General features: G+C 66.0%; 6 protein-coding genes. 4 read left to right on the forward strand and 2 right to left on the reverse strand.

All coding sequences use genetic code 11. The features are described from left to right. Positions 1-179: 179 nt before the first annotated feature. Positions 180-635, reverse strand: a complete 456-nt coding sequence (locus AC1DJN_RS19955; protein WP_442252403.1) for a MarR family winged helix-turn-helix transcriptional regulator — start codon at positions 633-635, stop codon at positions 180-182. Between the two features lie 82 nt (positions 636-717). Here AC1DJN_RS19955 and AC1DJN_RS19960 point away from each other — a divergent pair, with 82 nt between their 5' ends. Next, complete coding sequence (locus AC1DJN_RS19960) at positions 718-1,812, forward strand: FAD-dependent oxidoreductase (RefSeq protein ID WP_478039924.1); 1,095 nt, start codon at positions 718-720, stop codon at positions 1,810-1,812. 120 nt (positions 1,813-1,932) lie between these two features. Next, complete coding sequence (locus AC1DJN_RS19965) at positions 1,933-3,702, forward strand: oleate hydratase (RefSeq protein ID WP_478039926.1); 1,770 nt, start codon at positions 1,933-1,935, stop codon at positions 3,700-3,702. On the opposite strand, the gene AC1DJN_RS19970 is transcribed toward AC1DJN_RS19965, so the two are convergent. Then, positions 3,680-4,558: an oxidoreductase gene (locus AC1DJN_RS19970; protein WP_478015719.1), complete on the reverse strand. Its 879-nt coding sequence runs from the start codon at positions 4,556-4,558 to the stop codon at positions 3,680-3,682. The genes AC1DJN_RS19965 and AC1DJN_RS19970 overlap by 23 nt on opposite strands. A 101-nt stretch (positions 4,559-4,659) precedes the next feature. Here AC1DJN_RS19970 and AC1DJN_RS19975 point away from each other — a divergent pair, with 101 nt between their 5' ends. Beyond that, on the forward strand, positions 4,660-5,613 hold the full coding sequence (locus tag AC1DJN_RS19975; RefSeq protein ID WP_478013532.1) for an AraC family transcriptional regulator: 954 nt from the start codon (positions 4,660-4,662) through the stop codon (positions 5,611-5,613). A 117-nt stretch (positions 5,614-5,730) separates the two neighbouring features. Beyond that, positions 5,731-6,201 (forward strand): TetR/AcrR family transcriptional regulator (locus AC1DJN_RS19980; RefSeq protein ID WP_478039929.1); only part of this gene is annotated, 471 nt, incomplete at its 3' end.

The raw sequence follows: 6,201 nt of genomic DNA on the forward strand, positions 1-6,201 counted from the left end.
CTAGTGGAGTGGGTGATTGCAGYTGCCGGCCAGCGGCCGGCACTACCGGTCGATGACGCGGCGTGGATTGTCGGTYGGGGTAGTGCCGGTCGTTGGCCGGCAGCCTGGGAGTGTGGGGTGATTGCGGTTGCCGGCCAGCGGCCGGCACTACCAGGTCGCCGCGGGCGATTGACGGCGTCTCAGTTCTCTGCGTCCTGCAGTGCTGCATGCATTTTGTCGGTGATCTGCTGCAGCGCGGCCAGGTCATCGGCTGAGAGGTGGTCGAGGAAATTCCGGCGCACGCTGGCGACGTGCACCGGCCGCGCTGCGCTCAGCTGGGTGCGGCCTTCTGCGGTCATGCGGATCACCACCACGTTGTCACTGTCGGTGTCGCGCTCGATCAGGCCACGGCCGGCCATGCGGGTGAGCTGGTGCGAGAGCCGGGTCTTGTCCCATTCCAGGTAGTCCTGCAGGTCGCGCTGGCGGCGGCAGCGGTCCTTGGCCTTGCTCAGTTCCATCAGCACGACAAAGTCGGCACTGGAAAGCCCGGTGCTGCGGGTGATGTCGTGGACGATGCGGCCGGAGGTGATCTCGGCCATGCGCCGGAAGCCGCGCCAAGCGGCCCACTCGTCAGGGGTGATGGTGGGTGAGGTCATGCGCTCACGTTGCCCGTGGTTGGTTGACGTGTCAACTCGAACGTTCTACGGTTGATATATCAACCGACCAGCAGGCCGCCTCATGCCRCACCCTCCACGTATTGCCATCATCGGTGGAGGCCCCGCCGGCCTGACCGCTGCGCTCATCCTGCATCGCGGTGGCCACCGCGTGAGCGTGTACGAGGGCGAGTCGTCCGGGCAGCAGCGCACCCAGGGCGGCACGCTGGACCTGCATGAGGATTCCGGCCAGGTGGCGCTGCAGCGCGCTGGTCTGCTGGAGGCGTTCCGGGCGGTGGCGCGCCATGAGGGCCAGGAGGCGCGGATGGGGGATCCGTGGTCCGGGGCGATTACCGCGGGTGGGTTCGGGCCGGAGGGAAGCATGGACAAGCCGGAGATCGACCGTGGCGACCTGCGCCAGCTGCTGCTGGATGCGYTGCCGGCCGACGCGGTGCAGTGGGGCCATTGCYTGAGCGAGRTGGAACCTGCAGATGCCGGCCGCCACAGCCTGCGCTTCGCCAATGGTGTGCAGGCCGAGGTGGACATCGTGATTGGTGCCGATGGTGCGTGGTCGAAAGTCCGCGCTGCGTTGAGTGCGTGCCAGCCGCTGCCGACCGGCATTACTTTCTTTGAAGGATGGATCGCGCAGCCTGCGGCGGATATCGCGGGCATGGTGGGGCAGGGCAGCCTGTTCTGCTTTGGCGGTGAGGAGGCGCTGTTCGTGCAGCGCAACAGCGGCGATCGATTCTGCGTGTACGCGGCGCTGAAGCGGCCTTCTGATTGGCTTGATGCGCAGATCGCGCAACAAGGCATGCGCGCGCTGGTGACAGGCAGCTACACCGGCTGGGCACCGAACCTGCGGCGGCTGCTGGAGGCGTGCACCGACTTCGTGCGGCGGCCGATCTACAGCCTGCCGGCGGATTTCCGTTGGACACCGCGCAACGGCGTGACGCTGATCGGCGATGCTGCCCATCTGATGCCGCCGGTGGGCGTGGGCGTGAACCTGGCGATGCTGGACGCGTCGGATGTGGCGATGGCGTTGTGCGCGCAGCCGGATGCAGTGAGTGCCATTCGCCACGCCGAGTCTATTGTGCGTGAGCGCGCCAGCGCGCTGATGCCGGACGCCATTGACGGGTTCCAGCGCTGGTTCACTACCGAGGCGACTGCTGACCGCGGATGAGGCCGCTTGCAACGCTGGGACGGGAAGCACCTGCGTCACTGCGTCGCAGTCTCTCTGCAGGATGCGGTACATCGGTTCGGCGCTAGAGTGGGGGCTACCCCATCCAGGAAGGAGACACGCATGTACTACAGCAGTGGCAACTACGAGGCCTTCGCGCGCCCGCGCAAGCCAGCGGGCGTGGACAACAAGACGGCCTGGTTCGTGGGTTCGGGCCTCGCTTCGCTGGCCGGTGCGGCGTTCCTGGTGCGCGATGGGCGCATGCCCGGCGAGCGCATCACCATCCTGGAACAGCAGCAGATTGCCGGTGGCGCGCTGGATGGCCTGAAGGTGCCGGAGAAGGGTTTCGTGATCCGCGGCGGCCGCGAGATGGAAGACCACTTCGAGTGCCTGTGGGATCTGTTCCGCTCGATTCCGTCGTTGGAAATCGACGATGCCAGTGTGCTGGACGAGTTCTACTGGTTGAACAAGGACGACCCTAACTATTCGCTGCAGCGTGCCACGATCAATCGCGGCGAAGATGCGCATACCGATGGCTTGTTTACCCTGAGCGAGCAGGCGCAGAAGGACGTGATCGCGCTGTTTCTGGCCACCCGGCAGGAGATGGAGAACAAGCGCATCAACGAAGTGCTTGGYCGCGATTTCCTCGACAGCAATTTCTGGCTGTACTGGCGCACGATGTTCGCGTTCGAGGAGTGGCATTCGGCGCTGGAGATGAAGCTGTACCTGCACCGTTTCATCCACCATATCGGCGGGCTGCCGGATTTTTCGGCGCTGAAGTTCACCAAGTACAACCAGTACGAATCGCTGGTGCTGCCGCTGGTGAAGTGGCTGCAGGAGCGCGGCGTGCGGTTCCAGTACGGCACTGAAGTGACCGATGTTGACTTCGACCTGCAGGAGGGCCGCAAGCAGGCCACGCGCATCCACTGGACACGGGACGGCCAGGCCGGTGGCGTGGACCTGGGCGCGGACGATCTGGTGTTCATGACGATCGGCTCGCTGACCGAGAATTCCGACAACGGCGACCACCGCACCGCTGCACGCTTGAATGAAGGCCCGGCACCGGCGTGGGACCTGTGGCGGCGGATCGCGGCCAAGGATGCGGCGTTCGGACGCCCGGATGTATTCGGTGCGCATATACCGGAAACCAAGTGGGAATCGGCGACGGTAACCACGTTGGACGCGCGCATTCCGGCGTACAYCGAGAAGATTGCCAAGCGCGATCCGTTCAGCGRCAAGGTGGTGACCGGCGGCATCGTGAGCGTGCGCGACTCGCGCTGGCTGATGAGCTGGACGGTGAACCGCCAGCCGCACTTCAAGAACCAGCCGAAGGACCAGATCGTGGTGTGGGTGTATTCGCTGTTCGTGGATACGCCGGGCGATTACGTGAACAAGCCGATGCAGGACTGCACCGGCGAGGAGATCACCCGCGAATGGCTGTACCACCTGGGTGTGCCGGTGGAGGAGATCGACGAGCTGGCGGCGACCGGGGCGAAGACAGTGCCGGTGATGATGCCGTACATCACCGCGTTCTTCATGCCGCGCCAGGCCGGTGATCGCCCGGACGTGGTGCCGGAGGGCGCGGTGAACTTCGCCTTCATCGGCCAGTTCGCCGAATCGAAGCAGCGCGACTGCATCTTCACCACCGAGTATTCGGTGCGCACGCCGATGGAAGCSGTGTACACGCTGCTGGGCATCGAGCGCGGCGTGCCGGAGGTGTTCAATTCCACCTACGACGTGCGCACGCTGCTGGCAGCGACCGGGCGTCTTCGCGATGGCAAGGAACTGGACATTCCGGGGCCGGCGTTCCTGCGCAACCTGCTGATGAACAAGCTGGACAAGACCCAGATTGGTGGGCTGCTACGCGAGTTCAAGCTGGTGCAGGACGATTGAGGCAGCGGGGCGTAGGTAGCGCCGCGTTGTCGGTGGAGCGGCTGAGGCGCTCCCAGGCATCGATGCGTTCTGTCATGGCAGCCAGCTTGCCGCGTACCAAGTGCAGGGCGTCGCTGCCCAACAGCAGATGCGTGGGTGGGTTGGGGGTGTCGATCACCTGCAGCATGGCTTGCGCGGCCTTGATCGGGTCGCCCAGCTGATGGCCGCTCTTTTCCTCGCGTGCGCTGCGGATCGGGTCGAACAGCGCGTCGTAGTCGCCGATGCTGCGCGAGGCCCGCACCATCGAACGGCCAGCCCAATCGGTGCGGAACGAGCCCGGCGCGATCGCGGTCACATGGATGCCGAACGGCGCCACTTCCTTGCCCAGCACCTCGCTGATGCCTTCCAGCGCAAACTTGCTGCCGCAGTACCAGGCGATGCCCGGTAAGGTGATGAAGCCGCCCATGGAGGTGATGTTGAGGATGTGACCGCGGCGGCGCGCGCGCATGTGCGGCAGCACGGCTTTGATCAGCGCGGCGGGACCGAACACGTTCACTTCGAACTGATGGCGCAGTTCGTCCAGCGTCGATTCTTCGAGGATGCCTTCGTGGCCGTAGCCGGCGTTGTTGACCAGCACGTCGATGGCGCCGATGTCGGCTTCGACGGTGGCCACCAGTGCATCGATGGCTGCGGCGTCGGTGACGTCCAGCAGGCGGCCGAAGGCGCGACCGGGTGCGAGGGCTGCAAATTGCTGGCGGGCCGATTCGCTGCGCACGGTGCCGACCACGCGATGGCCGGCCAGCAGGGCCTGCTGGGCCAGGGCCCGGCCGAAGCCGCTGCTGACGCCGGTGATGAGGAGGAGGCGGGATTCGGTCATGGCTGAGGGCTCGTGGCTGGGGAGTTGCACGTTAGTGATTGAGTGCGCGGCCGCCCAGGCCTAAGCTTCGGGCTTTCTTGCCTATTCCTCTGGGGCGCCCGATGCGGTCGGCCGATGATCCGCTGCAACATCCCGCACAGGCGCGCATGGTCGGCCTGCTGCAGGCGCTGGCCGTGGACGAGGGCTACACGCTGACGGCGGTGCCTGGGGTGCGGCTGCTGCGCTCCAACCGTCCCTTGGCGCGCACGCCGGTGCTGTACGACCCCGGCATCGTGATCGTCTGCCAGGGCGTGAAGCGTGGCTATCTGGGCGGGCAGGTCTACCAGTACGACGCGCAGCACTACCTGGCGGTGTCGGTGCCGGTGCCCTTCACCATGGAAACCGAGGCCACGGCCGAGGCGCCGCTGCTGGCGATCTACCTGCATCTTGATCTGCAGCTGGCCGCAGATCTGCTGATGGAACTGGGCGAGCGCACCGCCAGCACCGAAGCGCCGGCAAGAAGCATGATGTCCAGCCCGATGCAGCCTGCGATGCAGGCCACGGTGCTGCGATTGCTGGAAGCGCTGGCCGATCCATTGGAGGCCGACGTGCTGGGGCCCTCGCTGGTGCGCGAGCTGTATTTCCGGGTGCTGACCGGCGCACAGGGTGGGGCGCTGCGCGAGGCGCTGGCGATGCGCGGGCGCTTCGGCCGCATCGGCAAGGTGCTGCGGCATATCCACGCGGCCTATTCGACGGCGCTGGATGTGGATGCGCTGGCAGCGCAGGCGGAGATGAGCGTGGCCACGTTCCATGATCACTTCCGCAGCATTACCGGTACCTCGCCGATGCAGTACGTGAAGTCCACGCGGCTGCACCAGGCGCGGCTGCTGATGCTGCGGCAGGGCATGACGGCTGAAGCGGCATCGTCGGCGGTGGGGTACGCCAGCCCGTCGCAGTTCAATCGGGAGTTCAAGCGCTTGTTCGGGTTGCCGCCGGCGGCCGAGGTGGCGCGCATGCGGCGAAGTTTTGCGTTGCCGCCGGCGCCGGCCGATGCGCTGTATGTGTCTTCGCACTGACCGCTGCGCTCGCCGGGCATGGCCCGGCGCTACCAGGGAAGCCCGTGTCAGGCGCCGGGCCATGCCCGGCGAACGAGTCGGTTGACAGGGTGTCTACCTACTAGTAGGTTTGCACCCATGAAAGAGTCACTGTCCCCCAAGGCCCACGAGATCCTGGCCCACGCCCGTTCGCTGCTGGAAGCTGGTGGCTACAACGGTTTCAGCTATGCCGACGTGTCCGCGCGGGTGAACATCAGCAAGGCCAGCATCCACCACCATTTCCCCAGCAAGGCGGATCTGGTGCGGACGGTGGTGGAGCTGTACCGGGCAGAGGCACGGGAAGGCCTGGCGCTGCTGGACCGGCAGCTGGGCGATCCTTTGTTGGCGCTCAACGCCTACGTGGATTACTGGTCCAGCTGCATTGCCGGTGGCACCTCGTCGTTCTGCATCTGCGCGATGCTGGCGGCCGAAGCGCCGATGATCCCCGACGAGATTGCCGATGAAGTGCGCGGGCATTTCGAGGATCTGAGCGGCTGGCTGACGATCACGCTGGAAAAGGGTGCGGCGCAGGGGCAGCTGAGGCTGCAGGGCACGCCTGCCGATGAGGCC

The sequence above is a fragment of the Stenotrophomonas sp. 05L414_2 genome (assembly GCF_056397905.1).

Excerpts from the sequence above, each read along its gene's own strand:
- AC1DJN_RS19970 (WP_478015719.1), bottom strand. The coding sequence starts at position 4,558 with ATGACCGAATCCCGCCTCCTCCTCATCACCGGCGTCAGCAGCGGCTTC.
- AC1DJN_RS19955 (WP_442252403.1), bottom strand. The coding sequence starts at position 635 with ATGACCTCACCCACCATCACCCCTGACGAGTGGGCCGCTTGGCGCGGC.
- AC1DJN_RS19975 (WP_478013532.1), top strand. The coding sequence starts at position 4,660 with ATGCGGTCGGCCGATGATCCGCTGCAACATCCCGCACAGGCGCGCATG.